The sequence below is a fragment of the Stenotrophomonas sp. 93052_Sma genome (assembly GCF_056481145.1).
The window spans coordinates 4,692,343-4,707,570 of the sequence record NZ_CM151134.1 but is presented as its reverse complement, the minus strand read 5'-3'; the positions used below and the strand labels follow the sequence as shown (position 1 = coordinate 4,707,570).

At 67.0% G+C, this 15,228-nt stretch carries 9 protein-coding genes, 1 tRNA gene and 1 pseudogene; 5 read left to right on the top strand and 6 right to left on the bottom strand.

The window, feature by feature from the left end:
- Positions 1 to 12 precede the first annotated feature (12 nt).
- Together ACZK2V_RS21950 and ACZK2V_RS21945 are read right to left on the bottom strand one after the other, a co-directional pair.
- Positions 13 to 951, bottom strand: a complete 939-nt coding sequence (locus ACZK2V_RS21950) for an ROK family protein (RefSeq protein WP_132810971.1) — start codon at positions 949 to 951, stop codon at positions 13 to 15.
- Positions 944 to 2,098 (bottom strand): SIS domain-containing protein, encoded by a 1,155-nt coding sequence (locus tag ACZK2V_RS21945; protein ID WP_132810970.1) that lies wholly within the window; start codon positions 2,096 to 2,098, stop codon positions 944 to 946. Before ACZK2V_RS21945 ends, ACZK2V_RS21950 begins: the two co-directional genes overlap by 8 nt.
- A 322-nt stretch (positions 2,099 to 2,420) precedes the next feature.
- On the opposite strand from ACZK2V_RS21945, the pseudogene ACZK2V_RS21940 reads away from it, so the two are divergent.
- The 4 genes and pseudogenes from ACZK2V_RS21940 (at position 2,421) to ACZK2V_RS21925 (ending at position 10,873) form a co-directional block, all read left to right on the top strand.
- Positions 2,421 to 5,778: pseudogene (locus ACZK2V_RS21940) on the top strand (TIM-barrel domain-containing protein).
- A gap of 133 nt (positions 5,779 to 5,911) precedes the next feature.
- Positions 5,912 to 8,887: a TonB-dependent receptor gene (locus ACZK2V_RS21935; protein WP_486322806.1), complete on the top strand. Its 2,976-nt coding sequence runs from the start codon at positions 5,912 to 5,914 to the stop codon at positions 8,885 to 8,887.
- 65 nt (positions 8,888 to 8,952) lie between these two features.
- Complete coding sequence (locus tag ACZK2V_RS21930) at positions 8,953 to 10,308, top strand: Gfo/Idh/MocA family protein (protein ID WP_486322805.1); 1,356 nt, start codon at positions 8,953 to 8,955, stop codon at positions 10,306 to 10,308.
- Between the two features lie 157 nt (positions 10,309 to 10,465).
- Positions 10,466 to 10,873 carry a hypothetical protein gene (locus ACZK2V_RS21925; RefSeq protein ID WP_486322804.1) on the top strand — a complete coding sequence of 136 codons (408 nt, stop codon included), beginning with the start codon at positions 10,466 to 10,468 and terminating at the stop codon, positions 10,871 to 10,873.
- Positions 10,874 to 10,916: 43 nt separating this feature from the next.
- On the opposite strand, the gene ACZK2V_RS21920 is transcribed toward ACZK2V_RS21925, so the two are convergent.
- The 4 genes from ACZK2V_RS21920 to ACZK2V_RS21905 all read right to left on the bottom strand — a co-directional run bounded on the left by ACZK2V_RS21920 (position 10,917) and on the right by ACZK2V_RS21905 (position 14,153).
- Positions 10,917 to 11,444, bottom strand: a complete 528-nt coding sequence (locus ACZK2V_RS21920) for a PDZ domain-containing protein (RefSeq protein ID WP_486322803.1) — start codon at positions 11,442 to 11,444, stop codon at positions 10,917 to 10,919.
- A 132-nt stretch (positions 11,445 to 11,576) separates the two neighbouring features.
- Positions 11,577 to 12,791, bottom strand: coding sequence for a retropepsin-like aspartic protease (locus tag ACZK2V_RS21915; protein ID WP_486322802.1), 1,215 nt, complete (start codon positions 12,789 to 12,791; stop codon positions 11,577 to 11,579).
- Positions 12,792 to 12,873: 82 nt separating this feature from the next.
- Positions 12,874 to 14,067 (bottom strand): helix-turn-helix transcriptional regulator, encoded by a 1,194-nt coding sequence (locus ACZK2V_RS21910; RefSeq protein WP_223276873.1) that lies wholly within the window; start codon positions 14,065 to 14,067, stop codon positions 12,874 to 12,876.
- A gap of 9 nt (positions 14,068 to 14,076) precedes the next feature.
- Positions 14,077 to 14,153 (bottom strand) — tRNA-Arg (locus ACZK2V_RS21905).
- A 149-nt stretch (positions 14,154 to 14,302) separates the two neighbouring features.
- Here ACZK2V_RS21905 and ubiA point away from each other — a divergent pair.
- Positions 14,303 to 15,196: a 4-hydroxybenzoate octaprenyltransferase gene (ubiA, locus tag ACZK2V_RS21900; RefSeq protein ID WP_486322801.1), complete on the top strand. Its 894-nt coding sequence runs from the start codon at positions 14,303 to 14,305 to the stop codon at positions 15,194 to 15,196.
- Positions 15,197 to 15,228: the final 32 nt, after the last annotated feature.

The following is a 15,228-nucleotide window of genomic DNA, read 5'->3' as shown; positions in this document are numbered from 1 at the left end:
AGGCTCCGGACATCAGGAAAACGAGGGTTGGCAGGCGAGCAGGGCAGCACCACGTGCGCCGCCGGCATCGCCAAAGCGTGGCGGCACGATCGGTGGCACCTGCACGCCCTTGAACAGATGGGCGGCGATGGCGGCGGGCAGGTGCGCGTACAGCGGCGCGTACTGCGAGAGACCACCGCCGAGCACGATCACGTGCGGGTCCAGCGCCAGCACCAACGCAGCCAGGCTGTGGCCGAGCAGGTCGCGATGGATGTCCAGCGCCTTGCGTGCGCGGGCATCGCCGGCTTCGGCCAATGCAATCACCGCGCTGGCATCTGCGGCGCTGCCACCGAGGTGGCGTTCGATCATCGCCACGCCGCTGCCGGACACATAGCGCTCCACGCAGCCCTGCAGGCCACAGGCGCAGTCGATCAGCGGCAGGCCGTGGCGCTGCAGCAGATGACCGGGCACGCTCCAGTGGCCCCATTCGCCGGCCAGCCCGTTGAAGCCGGACAGCAGGCGGCCGTGCAGGCAGAAACCACCACCCGCGCCGGTGCCGAGGATGGCGCCGAACATGCTCGGATAGCCGTCGGCCGCACCGCCGTGTGCTTCAGACAGGGCAAAGCACTGCAGGTCATTGCCGAAATGCAGCGGACGTTGCAGGCGTGCCTGCAGGTCGGCGGCCACGCTGTGGCCGGTCAACGCAGGCACGTTCGCGCTGAGCTGGCGGCCGCTGCGGCGGTCGCGCACGCCGGGTAGAGCGATGCCGATCGCCGCATCACTACGGCCCAGCGCGGCATCGGCCTCGGCGACCAGGGTCACCACCGCCTGCAGGAAACCGTCGTAGTCGCCCTGCGGCGTGGCCACGCGGCGGCGCCAGGTGACCTGCATCGCCGCATCGCACGCCACCAGCTCGATCTTGGTGCCGCCGATGTCGATGCCGTAGCAGGCGTGGGCGATCAGCTCAGCCATGGTGGATGGTGACGCCCTTGACCACGCGGTTGACGGTGCCATCCGGGAACGGATTGTCCGGGGTCAGGCCGAGTGCGGCCGAGCGCTGCAGCGCGAACAGCTGCGCAAAGCCCAGCCACACCGGCGCCAGCCACGGATCGTCCAGTGCCGGCACGGTGAGGGTGTAGTCGTCGTCCGCACCGATGTCCGAATGCGGGCCGATCGCCAGTACCTGGCCGGCCACGCCATCGCGGCGCAGTTCTTCCAGCAGGTCCTGTTCGTAGCGGCGCGCCAACGGCTGCACGCTGCGCAGCACCACCACCAGGGTGTTGCCATCCAGCGTCGACTTCGGCCCATGACGGAAGCCCAGCGGCGTATTGGCCAGCGCCAGCACGCGGCCGGCGGTCAGTTCCAGCACCTTCAGCGCACACTCGCGTGCCAGCGCTTCCAGCGGGCCGCTGCCGAGGTAGATGATGCGGTTGAACGGGCGCTGTGCCAGCGCGGCCACCGGTGCATCCCACTGTGCCTGGCCTTCGCGGGCCAGCGCGGCGATCTGCTTCAGGCGCGCCACGCGCGCATCCCACGGCGAGCGGTCGAACACGGTCAGTGCCGCCAGCAGCATGCAGGTCAGGCTGCTGGTCATGGCGAAGGCACGGTCACAGCTGGCCGAGGGCATCAGCAGAGTGCAGGTATCGGCACGGCCGGCGCCACGACGGGCCAGTTCGCCATCGGCATTGCAGGTGATGTCGAGGAAGCGCGCGTCATCCACGTCGCTGCGCACGCGGTCCACCGCCGCCACGCTTTCCGGGCTGGAGCCGCTGCGGCCGAACGAGACCAGCAGGGTCGGGCGCTCGCGCTGCAGGTACAGCGCCGGGTGGGTCAGCAGGCTGGTGGTATGCACCACGCGCACCTCGGCCGGCCATTGCGCGTTGATTGCATCGGCCACCATTTCGGCGATGAAGCCGGAGCTGCCGGCGCCGGTGAACAGCACGCGCTGGTTGGGATCGTTGAGGCTGTCGCCGAGGAAGGCCAGCAGGCGGTCGCGGGCACGCGACAGGTCCTGCGCGAGGGCTTCCCACAGCGCAGGCTGCTGGGCGATTTCGATAGCGGTATCGGCTCCGCCAAGGCGCTGCCAGGCGGACACATCGGAAAGCAGGGTGACGTCCATTCGGAGGTTCCAGTTGGGCCAGCGCACCATCTGTGTTTTCTTTCGAAATGTCAAATAGCGAAAGTAAAAAGAAAGAAAATGGAGTGGTGACTTTTCCCGCCCGGGAGTGCTTGGGAAAACGAAAGAACCGGCCGGATGCCGTATCGCACAATGCTTAACAGGCGCCTGCAAGCGCTTACACAAAGTATTGCGGCGCAACAACTTTCGCTTCAATGGAATATATCTTCCTTTTTCCTTTCAATTTGTTGACATCTTTCGAATCGCTGCCCTAGAGTCGGCCCAATCGCTTTCGAAACGCCCGGTGAACGGTTTGGGAGTCCGCGTGGAAATCTGCGTTCGTCGCTCGCCGCTGATGCTGGCCCTGTTGCCGGCATTGATGCTGGCGTCCATGCCGGCCCGGGCCGAGCCCGTCGGCAACCTGCGTTCGGTCAGCGCCAGCGCCAGCCGCGACGGCGTGCAGGGCTGGGATCTGCAGACCGACAAGGGCGCGCATCCGCATCGAGCTGCCGGCCACCGACATCATCCGCGTGCAGGCCGGCCGCAACGGCAAGCTCACCGGTGCAGGTGACAAGGCCGCACCGATCGTACTGCCGCAGCCCAAGGCGAACGTGCGGGCGCAGCTGGAAGAGGACGTGCAGGAAATCCGCGTGCGCACCGATGCACTGGTGCTGCATGTGCAGCGGCAGCCGTTGCGCCTGCGCCTGGAGCGCCTGGACAACGGCCAGCCCACCGCCTTGTGGCAGGAACTGCAGCCGCTGGACCTGGATGCCACGCAGAGCGTGCAGGTGCTGTCCTCGCAGGCTGACGAAGGCTACTTCGGTGGTGGCCAGCAGAATGGCCGCTACCAGTTCAAGGGACGCGAGCTGGAGGTGTCCTATTCCGGCGGCTGGGAAGAGGGCGACCGCCCCAGCCCGGCGCCGATGCTCCTGAGCAGCCGCGGCTGGGGCATGCTGCGCAATACCTGGAGCGATGGCAGCTACGATCTGCGCGAGACCGACCAGGCCACGCTGCTGCACCGCGAAGACCGCTTCGATGCGTACTACTTCGTCGGCGCCGACCTGCCGAAACTGATCGAGCGCTACACCCAGCTGACCGGCCGCCCCAACATGGTGGCGCGCTGGGCGCTGTCCTACGGCGATGCCGATTGCTACAACGACGGCGACAACAGCAAGAAGCCCGGCACCGTGCCCGAAGGCTGGAGCGACGGCCCGACCGGCACCACCCCGGATGTGATCGACAGCGTGGCCAAGCAATACCGCGCCCACGACATGCCCGGTGGCTGGATCCTGCCCAATGATGGTTACGGCTGCGGTTACAAGCAGTTGCCGGAAACGGTGAAGGGCTTGGCCAAGTACGGTTTCCGCACCGGTCTGTGGACCGAGAACGGCGTCGACAAGATCGCCTGGGAAGTGGGCAAAGCCGGCAGCCGCGTGCAGAAGCTGGACGTGGCCTGGACCGGCAAGGGCTACCAGTTCGCGATGGACGCCAACCGCCAGGCATTCAACGGCATCCTCGACAACTCCGATTCGCGCCCGTTCCTGTGGACGGTGATGGGCTGGGCCGGCATCCAGCGCTATGCGGTGGCATGGACCGGCGACCAGAGCAGCAGCTGGGACTACATCCGCTGGCACGTACCGACCCTGGTCGGTTCGGGGCTGTCCGGCATGGCCTACGCCAGCGGCGACGTCGATGCGATCTTCGGCGGCAGCGCCGAGACCTTCACCCGCGACCTGCAGTGGAAGGCCTTCACCCCGGTGCTGATGGGCATGAGCGGCTGGTCGTCGAATGCGCGCAAGCACCCGTGGTGGTACGACGAGCCCTACCGCAGCATCAACCGCGATTACCTGAAGTTGAAGATGCGCCTGACCCCGTACATGTACGGGCTGGTGCACGAGGCTGCGCAGACCGGCGCACCGCCGGTGCGTGGCCTGATGTGGGACAACCCGCGCGATCCGCATGCGCAGGATGAAACCTACAAGTACCAGTTCCTGCTCGGCCGCGACCTGCTGGTGGCGCCGGTGTACCGCAGCCAGGCGGCAAGCCGTGGCTGGCGCCGCGACATCCATCTGCCGGCTGGTGGTTGGATCGACTACTGGGACGGCCGCCGCGTGCAGGCCGCCGCCGATGGCCGCCAGCTCGACCGCCAGGTGGATCTGGCCACGCTGCCGGTGTTCGTGCGTGCCGGTGCGATCCTGCCGATGTACCCGTCGATGCTGTTCGATGGCGAAAAGCCACTCGATGAGGTGACGTTCGACCTGTACCCGCAGGGCGAGTCGCAGTACACGCTGTACGAAGACGACGGCAACACCCGCCGCTACCAGCAGGGCGAATCGAGCACGCAGCAGATCCGCGTGCAGGCGCCGGCGCAGGGCAGTGGCCCGGTGCAGGTGCAGATTGATGCCGTGCGGGGCCAGTACAACGGCCAGCTGGCGCAGCGTCGCTATGGCCTGCGCGTGCTCAGCCGCCAGGCGCCGCGCGCGGTGCAGGCCGGTGGTCGCGCGCTGCCGGCGCTGGCCGATGCCGCTGCGTTCAACAACGCCAGTGAAGGCTGGTACTTCGATGCCAAGGAGCGTCGTGGCACCGTGCATGTGCGCACCGCCGCCCAGGACATCCGCCAGCCGTCGCAGTTGCAGCTGGACTTCGCGGTGGCTGCCGCGGCCGCCGACGATGCCTATCCGGCCGCGCCGGTGCTGGGCCGCGAACTGCCGGCCGACAGCCTGCTGGTGGTCAATCGCCCGGCCGAAGAGCCTGGCCATGCGCTGGAAAATGCCTTCGACGACGATCCGGCCACCTGGTTCCGCAGTGTGCGCAACCAGGCCGTGCGCACCGGTGCGCATGAGTGGGTGATCGGCTTCGGCGAGCGCAGGATGATCGACGGCATCGACATCGCGCCGCGCAACGACAAGAACTGGAAGCACGGCCAGGTGCGCGACTACGAGGTGTACCTGGGCGATAGCAATGGCGAGTGGGGCGAGCCGATCGCACGTGGCCGCCTGCAGTTGAAGGAGGGCGTGCAGCGCATCGCGTTCCCGGCCCATGCCGGGCGCCTGCTGCGCTTCCGCGTGCTGAGCGTGCAGAACCCCGAAGGCGACGGCGCCAGCAGCACCGACCCGATGGTCACCGCCGCACAGGGCAGCGCCCGCGCATTCGATGCACTGCAGCCACGCGACGTCGGCCCGATCGCCTTGTCCACCTTCCACATCCTCGAACACCAGGAACCGGAGCGACCGGCCCGGCAGCGCTATCTCTCCGAGCTGCCGGTGCCGGCCGCGCTGGCCAGCCAGGTGCGCACCGACCAGTCCTTCCGTGGCGACGCCGGCATGCGCATGAACGGCCTGCAGTTCCGCCGTGGCCTGGGCGTCGGCGCCAACAGCCGCATCGACCTGCGCCTGCAGGGCGGCTGGCACCTGCTGCGTGCCGACCTCGGCATCGACGACGCCTGCCGCACCGCCGGTGGCCTGCAGTTCCAGGTCTGGGGTGACAACCGCCTGTTGTATGACAGCGGCCTGGTGAAGGCACCCGGCGTGGTCAAGCCGGAGCTGGACATCCGAGGCCTTTCCACCCTGAGCCTGCGCACGCTGGGTGCGCAGGGCAGTCAACCCGCCCAGGTCTGCGCCAACTGGGCCAATGCCGTACTGATCGGCCAGGAGGGCGACTCCGCCAGCATCGTCGCCCCATGACCCCCTCGTAACACCGCTCCTCCCCCCGCCCATTCCGACTACGGCCCTCGTGGCTGTGGCCCGGGAGCGTTTTGCCCGCCGAACGCCCACGCGCTCACTTATTGCGCTGCACCCCTGCCAGGAGAGAACCCCGATGTTGCCCGCCCGCCACCACCGCCCCCCCTGTCGTTCGATCGCTCCGCTGTCGCTGGCCATCGCCGGCGTGCTGCTGTCGGTCGCCGTTCCTGCCTTCGCCCAGGAGAGCAAGGACAAGGCCACCGACCTGGCCCGCATCGAGGTCACCGGCTCCAACATCCGCCGCACCGACGTTGAAACCGCCTCGCCGGTGCAGGTGATCAGCAAGCAGGACATCCAGAACATGGGTGCACGCACGCTGCTGCAGGTGCTCGACAACCTGCCGGCCGCACGCCCGGCGCAGCAGGACGCGCGTTCGCTGTTCACCGGCTCCGACGGTGCCTCGCAGGCCAACCTGCGTGGCCTCGGTGCCCAGGGCACGCTGGTGCTGCTGAACGGTCGCCGCCTGTCGTACTACGGTGCGCCGGCCGGCTTCCAGACCCAGTTCGTCAACATCGATGCGATCCCGGCCGCGGCCATCGAGCGCATGGAAGTGCTGACCGACGGCGCCTCGGCGGTGTACGGCACCGATGCGGTGGCCGGTGTGATCAACGTGATCACCAAGCGCAACTTCCAGGGGGCCGAGGTCAGCTTCACCAACGACACCTCCTCGCGCATCGATTCCTACGGCGAGCGCCAGGCCAGCATCACCGCCGGCTTCGGTGACCTGACCGAGAACCGCTTCAACATCTACGGCGCGGTGAACATGTACCGCCGCGACGCGATCCCGCTGAGCGATTTCTACGACAAGCGGCCCGACCAGTACTACGTCAACAATCCGAACTACCTCAACAACCTGCGCCTGGGCGTGGGCAGCAAGCCGGGTGAATTCAATCCGGGCACTTACTTCGCCTTCGATCCAGTCACCGGCCGCCGTGTGCAGGAAGCTGCGCCGGGTTGCAGGAACGTGCTGACCAGTGAAGCGGCCGGTCCGCGTTGCGTCTGGGAAACCTGGATGAACAACGAGATCGATGCCGGCGCCAAGTCCGAGCGCAACACCGCCTACCTCAACGGCACCTTCCTGGTCGGTGACAGCACCGAGATCTTCGCCGAGGCGACCTACACCGACATCGACCTGCGCGCCAACGGCGGCACGCCGCGCACCTACGGCACCACCACCGGCAACCCGACCAGCTGGTTCTCGCGCAATACCGGCAACACCGTCAACCAGTTCCTGTACCCGTTCCTGGGCCCGAACAACGAATACAACCACGCCAGCCCGCAGATGAAGGCGATGATGGGCGGTGTGGTCGGCCTGAACTACCTGCTGCAGGATGCCGGCCCGAACTATTTCGGCCAGCGCAATACCGACAAGAGCTACCGCGTGCTGGCCGGTGCGCGTGGCAACCGGGGCGACTGGAACTGGGAAACCGCGTTCGCCAGCGCCGGCACCCACTCCACCACCTACCAGACGATCAACGTCAACACCAAGGGCTTCGAGAAGGCCTTCGGCCCGTACACGATCGATCCGGGCACCGGCCGCGTGATCATTTCCGACCATCCGGCGTACAAGTTCGGCGAGATCAGCGAAGCCAACGCCGCGCTGATCCGTGAAGCGTTCCCGACCTTCGACATCCAGTCGTGGACCCGCCTGCACACCCTCGACGGCAAGATCGAAGGCCCGCTGTTCCAGCTGCCGGCCGGCGAGATGCGTGCGGCATTCGGCTTCAACGCCAGCCGCGAAACCTTCTACACTCCGGGCAACGCCGACGCCGCCAACGGTCTGATCACCCAGCAGGGCGGTTCCTGGTTTGACGGCAAGCGCAACACCTACGCGCTGTTTGCCGAAACCGTGGCGCCGATCACCGACAAGCTGGAACTGGATGCGGCGGTGCGCGTGGACAAGTACCCGAACTTCAGTGCCAACGTGGCACCGAAGATCGGCTTCAAGTACCAGGCGTTCGACCAGCTGATGCTGCGCGGTACCTACTCCACCGGCTTCCGTGCACCGAGCCTGGCCGAGTCCGGCAATGGCGGCGTGTTCGCCCAGCTGGGCGGCTTCCGCGACGAGCTGCGCTGCAACGAGACCAACGCCATCGCGAACCTGTTGCTGAAGTCGCAGCGGCCGGGTGATGTCGACCTGGGCAAGAACATGCTGAACGTCGACTGCAGCCGCACCGTTGCGCGCATGACCCAGCCGAACAAGGACCTGAAGCCGGAGAAGGCGAAGATCGCCACCCTCGGCTTCGTCTACGAGCCGGCGAGCTGGCTGTCGGTGTCGGCCGACTACTGGTTCATCTACCGCAACAACGAAATCGTCGCGCCGGACTATCGCCGCATGGAAGACATCATCTCGATGTCGCGCTCGCCGATCACCGACAGCGACCGCGCCAACCTGGCGCAGCTGGCGGCCATGTGTGCCGACCCGGCCAGTGGCGTGAGCTGCCCGTCGGTGCTGCCGGGCTATTCGGCCGGCAACGTGGCCAGCGTGGTGGGCCAGTACAAGAACCGAGGCAAGACCCTGATCGACGGCTTCGACATCGATGCGCGCAGCCGCTTCTCGCTGGGCGACTGGGGCAACCTGAACATCGGCCTGGCCGCCACCATCGCCAACCGCAACCGCTTCTACATGGATGCGGAGAACGGCTGGTACTACGGCGACGTGGTCGGCTACTACAACAACCCGCGCCTGCGTGCCACGCTCAACGCCGACTGGACCTACAAGCAGGTCACCACCAGCATGTTCGTCAACTATGTGGGCGGCACCAAGTGGGCCACCGACCAGGTCGACGAAAAGAGCAACAACAAGGAAACCTGCACCGGCGGCTACCTGGCCCTGCAGAAGAGCAAGTGCGACGGTGCACCGTCGTGGTGGACCGCCAACATGAGCGTCACCTGGCGCCCGGATGATGCGTGGAATCTGAGCTTCACGGTCAAGAACCTGTTCAACCGCCTGCCGTTCTACGACCCGAACAGCTTCCTGGGTGACTCCAGTGACTACGCAACGATCTTCGGTCGTGGTTACAGTGTGACCATCGGCTACCGGTTCAAGTAATTCCGTTTGCGTGACCTGGCGTGCCGGCTTCGGTCGGCACGCTGCCAAGAGGAGAGATGTTTGCCATGAAGCGTAGGGAATTCATCGCGGCCAGTGCCGCTGTCGCCGCCAGCAGCCTGCTGCCGCAGACCCCGGCGTGGGCACGCGGGCGCAAAGTGCGCCTGGCCATGATCGGTACCGGCATGCGTGGCCTGGTGCTGCTGAAGGAACTGGTGCGCCGCGATGACGTCGAGGTTGTCGCCGTCTGCGATATCGAGCCGATCATGCTCGGCCGCGCCGTGGAGATGGTCAGCAAGGCCGGCAAGCCGGCACCGAAGACCTATGGCCAGGACCGCGACACCAATGCCTGGAAGCGCCTGCTGGAACAGAAGGGCATCGATGGCGTGATCATCGCCACGCCGTGGGAGAACCACGCGCCGATGGCAATTGCCGCGATGCAGGCCGGCGTGGCGGTGGGCTGCGAAGTGGTGGCCGGCATCACCCTGCAGGACCACTGGGACGTGTTGAAGACCCAGCTGAGCACCGGCACCCCGTACATGCTGCTGGAGAACGTCTGCTACCGCCGCGACGTGATGGCCGCGCTGCAGATGGTGCGCCAGGGTCTGTTCGGCGAGCTGGTGCACCTGCAGGCCGGCTACCAGCACGACCTGCGCGGCGTGAAGTTCAATTCCGGTGACCCGAACCAGCCCTACGACAGCGGCGTGGAGTTCGGTCCCAAGGGCTGGAGCGAAGCGCGCTGGCGCACCGAGCATTCGGTGGAGCGCAATGGTGAGCTCTACCCCAGCCACGGCATCGGCCCGTGCGCGATGTACACCGGCATCAACCGCGGTAATCGCTTCACCCACATCAACGCCTTTGCGACCAAGGCGCGCGGCCTGCACGAATACACCGTGGCCAAGAGTGGCGGCACCACCCATCCCAGCACCAAGGTGAAGTTCAAGCTGGGCGACATCGTGACCACCACGCTGGCCTGCGAGAACGGCGAGACCATCCTGCTGCAGCACGACACCTCGCTGCCGCGCCCGTACTCGATGGGCTTCCGCGTGCAGGGCACCAAGGGCCTGTGGATGGATGTGAACCATTCGATCCACATCGAAGGCCGCAGCCCGCCGCACCAGTGGGAAGAGTTCAAGAAGTACCAGGACCAGTACGAGCACCCGCTGTGGAAGCAGAATGCCGAGACCGCTGCCAGCGCTGGTCATGGTGGCATGGACTGGTTCGTCATCCATGCGTTCGTGGAAGCGCTGAAGGCCAAGGCGCCGATGCCGATCGACATCTATGACGCGGTGACCTGGAGCGCGATCACCCCGCTGAGCGAGCAGTCGATCGCCAACAGCTTCCAGACGCTGGAGTTCCCGGACTTCACCGCCGGTGCGTGGAAGCAGCGTAAGCCGATTTTTGCGTTTGACGGGAAGTACTGATCTGCTCTTTGTGGAGTCGAGCCAGGCTCGACTGGTTTTGAACACAACGCCGGGCATCGCCCGGCGTTGCTGTTTGTGGCGCCCCCCTGCCACGCCCATGCTAGGCTCGGCTTCGCGCCCGGCAGTTGATGTCAATCGACAGAGAGGAGCTAGCCTGATGCGCCTGCTGACCTTCACCTGTCCACTTTGCGGCGCTGCCGGGCAGCGATTCCCGCTGCTTTCCGCATCGAGACGGCAGGCAAAGACGGCATGCAGGGGATGTGGCGTGATGCTGCGCTCGGATCCCCGCTTGGGCCTGCACACGCTCTACCTGCTGTATACGCAGATCATCGTGCTGCTGGCTGCATTGCCCATGATCTGGGCCTATGCCTTGGGCCGATGGTTCTGGTTGGCTGTGATCTGGGCCGTGGTGCTGGCGTTGTGCTGGTTCCCCGGCGTGATCAGGCACGCACGAAGTCCGATCATGCGCGCCTGCCGGGATCCCGATTACAGCTACGCGCGCAGGCCGGGCGGACCATCCACCGGCGGCACCGCAGAACCGGCACCGTGCAGCCGCATTCCATGATGGCTATCGATGGATGTCCTACGGTGTTCGCGTCGGTTCCAGCTCAATCGGCAGGCCAACCCGCTGCCACCCGGTCCGCCAGCACCAGTTCGGTATCCATCTGCCGGCCATCGCGTAGATAGCGGACGCCAACGCGCGTTCCCACCGGACGCTCGCGCAGCAGCGCACGCCAGTCCCCCAGTATCCGTGCGGCAATCGGCTCTCCCGCAATCATGACGATGCAGTCATCCCTGCGCAGGCCGGCGCGTGCACCGGCGCTGGTCGGCGCTACATCGGCTACGCGCAGTGCACCGTCCTCGGTCTGCAGCCACAGTCCGCTGCGGTCGAAGGCATCGGACTGCGTGCTTTCAGCGTTGGGCACCAGATAAAGGCGCTTGGTGTCGTAGTCGATGCCCATGGAGAAGCGCCGCAGCACGCCGCCGCCCAGGATCGCGCCATAGTCGGCCAGGGCCAGCGCGCCCTTGTCGGTGCTGGACAGATCACCGACCAGACCAGTGACTTTGATGTCGCCCATGCGCAGCACACCGAGCCGGGCCGGTCGCGCGGCCGGGGCCACCGAGGCCCCATCCAAGTACTGCCTCCTCGTTGGCGTGGTACTTCTCCAACAAACGATGGGTGCGCACGAACGGGCTGCTCAGGCTCAGCGAGTTGCGTGAGCCGGTGTCCAGCCACAACCGCAGCGGGATGCCGTCCAGTTCGCCGTTCAATACCGGCGCGCGGTCGTCCTGCTCGAACGGCAGCACCACCGCGTTGGCGGGTGGCCGGTAGTGGCCCGGTCGGGTGAAGCTGAGCACGCGGCGCCGTAGTCGAAGGTGGTGACGAAGCGCAGGAAGGTCTCGTAGCCAATGAAGCCATCGTGTGGCACGCCCATCGAGTTGATCTGCTGGCCGAGGTCGATGATGTGGAACACCGGGTTTGCAAGGTGCGCGTCACCGATGCGCAGGTGGCGGGCCTGCGCCAGGCCCAGGTCGCTGGCGTTGTCGCCGGCACCATGCACGCTCAGGCGGCCCGCTGTGGTCAGCCCCAGGCGCTTGGCGGCGATCGGTGTCAGCAGGTTGATGGCACCGGTATCCACCAGGAAGCGCGCTGGTTGGCCGTCCACTTGGGCCTCGATGTAGACATGGTTGTTGATCAGGTCGAACGGGACGCGGGTGGTGCCGCTGGCATCCTCGATGTAGCTGTCGTCGGCCATCGCTGGTGGTGCATACAGCCCATCCGGCACAGGGAGATCCACCCGGTAGCGCTGCACCTGCACGTGGCTGCGCAGTCGCGGATCGGCTCGGCCCTGGGAATCGAGCGTATCGGTGATGATGCGATGGGGCAGCAGCAGGCCATCGACCGCCCGGTAGTCCTCCAGCGTGGTGGCGGTGGGTGTGCGGGGGGAGGCGATGACCACCCGGCCGAGCAGGCCGCTGCGCGCGTCGAACCAGAGTTCGATCGGGTCCGCTTCCTCCGGCGTCGTCGACAGCACGTCATAGCGCTGCCCGTCGTGGACCTCGGTACGTGGGCCTGCAAAGCGCGAGGCCGGATAGGCGCTGGACCAGTAGGCGCGGGTGGCCAGCCACGCCTGCGTGCGGGCAGTGCGGCGTGGCACGGTGCCATCCAGCAGGCCTACTTCGCCGCCGTAGTCGCGGCGCCACGACAGCTTGCCGTCGAAACCCTGGGCAACAGTGAAGGCCCCCAGCTGCGCCTGTTCGGCATAGCGCCCGGCGCGCAGGTCCTGGTTGAGCTGCCAGCGGCCTTGCAAGCCACCGAGCGAGTGCTCGCCCTCAGCCTGCAGGCGCTGTACCGACAGCCACGGCTCGCCGCCACTGGCTGCACGGGCGCGGGCCAGCACACCCGCCGCATCCCCCACCGCAGCCTGCGCAGGAACCGCCAGCATCCACAGCAGGCCGAACATCATCCGTTGCCATCGCATTGCATCACCTTCTTCGTCGGGTCGAGCGCTGATGGCAACGCAGCGGCGGGCGCCGTTCGACCGGGCGTGAAGGATTGGACGTTCAGCCGGAGGTGGCGCGGCTGCGGCGGTATTCGCTGGGGGTCTGCCCGGTGGCGCGCTTGAACGCGCTGTTGAACGTGGACTTGCTGCCGAAGCCGGCGGCAAGGCCGATGTCCAGCACGCTGCGTGGGTCAGCCGGGTCGGAGAGGCAGGATTTCGCCGCCGTGATGCGGAAACCGGTCACGAACTCGGAGAAGCTCTGGCCCAGGCCCTGGTTGAGCGCCTGCGAGACCTGGTTGGGTGACCAACCGCTATGCTGGCTCAAGCCCTGGAGATCGAGTCCGGGGGCTTCATGCAGGCGTTGATCCTGCATCAATGCGGTCAGCGCGCTGGCGATGGCCGCGCATTGCGCCGCGTCGATGCCCGAGCGCTGGTAGCGTGCGACGGCGACGTCCTCGGTGGGCGCGGGGACAAGGTTCCCCATGCCCGGTGCAGCGGCGCTCACAGGCGCGCGCAGCTGCTGCCGCACCACGCGGCAGGCCAGCAGGTACATGCCGGCGGTGGTCAGCAGGCTGAGCCCGATGCTGGCCAGCAGCGGAGCGGTGTCCGGCGGCCACCGGTTCATCGCGCTGGCAAGCCAGCAGCCCGCCATCACGATCGCCAGCCCGCGCAGTCCGCTGCGTTGGATGGCGGTTCCGCGCGAGGCCGAAGACGTGCGCAGCGACAGCCACAGCGTGGCCAGCAGGTAGGGGGCGCCCTGCAGCAGCCAGCCATGGAAGCTGAGCGGGAACAGCACCTTGCCCAGCGGCAAGCCCTCGGAAGGCGCGAGTGCGTTCAACAGGGAAATGACGAATGCGAGGCCAGCCGGCAGCAGATGCGCGAGCGGCAGCAACGAAGTGTGGCCCGGTGCGGGCAACAGCAGCGCACGCGCATGGCCATACAGCAGCGGACCGAGCAGATAGACCAGCGGCACTTCGATGACCCGCAGCCAGCGCACCGCGTCGGCCGAGAGCCAGGCCTGGCCACCCAACAGCACCAGTCCGAACAGATTGGCGGCGGCGAAACAGGCGAAGAAGATGGTGAGCAGATGACTGCCACGCCGAGCGCGGCCGAAGCTCACTCCGGTGGACAAGGCGGCCAGGCCCAGAATCGCAGCGCCTGCCGCCAGCTGCAGCAGATCCGGTGGCGTCATGCGCGCAGTGTTGATGAAGCGCGCGGCAACGTCCAGCGCGGGCTGGCAGCGGGCAGGCAACACAGGGGGAGATGGCGCGCCCGGAGGGATTCGAACCCCCGACCAATGGCTTCGGAAGCCACTACTCTATCCGGCTGAGCTACGGGCGCGTTGTAGAACCGCCGCGCCACCGACCAGTGCCGGGGCGGGCATCGCAGCGCCATGAGGCGGTGCGGGACCGGCATTCTATCCAGTTTCGCCGAACAAATCTCCCCCCATGGGCAAAGCCCTGCCGGAGGGGCAGGAGTATCCTATCGCCATGGCTGATACCCCCCTCACTTCGCCGCAGTCGCCGGCGACGCCGCGTTGGCGGCATTACTGGAGTCTGATGCGCGCCGATCGCCCGATCGGCACGCTGCTGCTGCTGTGGCCCACCTGGTGGGCGTTGTGGCTGGCCGCGGGCGGCCTGCCGCCGCTGTGGACGCTGTTCGTGTTCACCGCCGGCGTGTGGCTGACCCGCTCGGCCGGTTGCGTCATCAACGACTACGCCGACCGCTGGCTCGACCCGCATGTGGAGCGTACCAAGGCGCGTCCGCTGGCCACCGGTGCGATCAGTGGCCGCGCTGCGCTGGCGTTGTTCGCGGTGTTGATGCTGGTGGCATTCGGCCTGGTGCTGACCCTGAACGGGCGGACCATCGGCCTCAGCTTCATCGGCGTGTTCCTGGCCGCCAGCTACCCGTACCTGAAGCGCTACACCCATCTGCCGCAGGTCTACCTGGGCATGTCGTTCGGCTGGGGCATCCCGATGGCGTTCGCCGCCGTGCAGGGCGAGGTGCCGATGCTGGGCTGGCTGCTGTATGCCGGCAACATTCTGTGGTCCACCGCCTACGACACGTGGTACGCCATGGTCGACCGCGAGGACGACCTGAAGATGGGCTCGCACTCCACCGCGATCCTGTTTGGTGACCTCGACCTGGTCATCCAGGGCGTGCTGTACGCGCTGTTCCTGGCCACCATGGCGCTGGTCGGCGTGCGCGGCGGGCTGGGCGGCTATTACCTGGTGGGCGTGGCGGTGGCCACTGCGCTGGTGGTGTACGAGTTCTGGATCTGCCGCAACCGCGAGCGCGGCCCGTGCTTCAAGGCGTTCCTGCACAACAACTGGGTGGGTGCCGCGCTGTTCGCCGGCATTGCCGTGGATCTGGCGCTGCGTTGACCCCAGGGTCTGGTAGAGCCGGCCGCTGGCCG